This window comes from Streptomyces palmae (assembly GCF_004684805.1).
Lineage (GTDB): Bacteria > Actinomycetota > Actinomycetes > Streptomycetales > Streptomycetaceae > Streptomyces > Streptomyces palmae.
The window spans coordinates 1-921 of record NZ_SRID01000745.1 but is presented as its reverse complement, the minus strand read 5'-3'; the positions used below and the strand labels follow the sequence as shown (position 1 = coordinate 921).

Annotated in this window: 1 protein-coding gene; it reads right to left on the bottom strand. The window is 75.9% G+C overall.

The features are described 5' to 3' along the window. Positions 1-921, bottom strand: a 921-nt coding sequence (locus tag E4099_RS32440) for an acyltransferase domain-containing protein (protein ID WP_135342651.1), incomplete at both ends; no start/stop codon positions are given.

Here is a 921-nt window from a genome sequence, read left to right as displayed (position 1 = left end):
CGGTGGGGGTGCGGGGGGCGATGTCGGCGAGTTCGCCCAGGAGCCGTTCGCGGACCGTCTCGACATGCGGGGAGTGCGAGGCGTAGTCCACCGGGATCTCGCGGGCCGCGATGTGGTCGGCGGCGCAGCGGGTGAGGAACTCGGCCAGGGCGTCCCGGTCGCCGGAGACCACGGTGCCGGAGGGGCCGTTGACGGCGGCGACGCCCAGGCGCCCGTGCCAGGGGGTGAGGAGTTCGGTGACCTGTCCGGCGGGCAGCGGCACCGAGGCCATGCCGCCGCTTCCGGCCAGTTCGACCAGGGCCTTGCCGCGCAGTGCGGCCACCTTGGCGGCGTCGGCCAGGGAGAGGGCTCCGGCGGCGCAGGCCGCCGCTATCTCCCCCTGGGAGTGGCCGACGACCGCGGCCGGCCGGATGCCGAGGGAGTGCCAGAGCCCGGCGAGGGAGACCATGACGGCGAACAGGGCCGGCTGTACGACGTCGACGCGGCTGAGCGGCGGGGCCCCTGGCACGCCGCGCAGTACCTCGGTCAGGGACCAGTCGGTGTGCGGGGCCAGGGCGTCCTCGCAGGCGCGGACGCGGGCCGCGAAGGCCGGTGAGGTGTCGAGGAGTTCCCGGGCCATCCCGGTCCACTGCGAGCCCTGGCCAGGGAAGACGAAGGCGGTGGCGCCGCGTTCGGAGGCCCCTGCTCGGACGAGGTGGGGGGCGGGGGTGCCGTCGGCCAGTGCGGTCAGTCCGCTCAGCGCCTCGGCCCGGTCGCCGGCGAGCACCACCGCGGTGTGGTCGAAGGCGGTACGGGTGCGCAGGAGGGAGTAGCCGAGGTCGGCGGGGGGCAGATCGGGTTCGGCCCGCAGCAGTCCGGCCAGTCGGCCGGCCTGGGCGCGCAGTGCCGGTTCGGTGCGTCCGGAGACGAGCAGGGGTACGG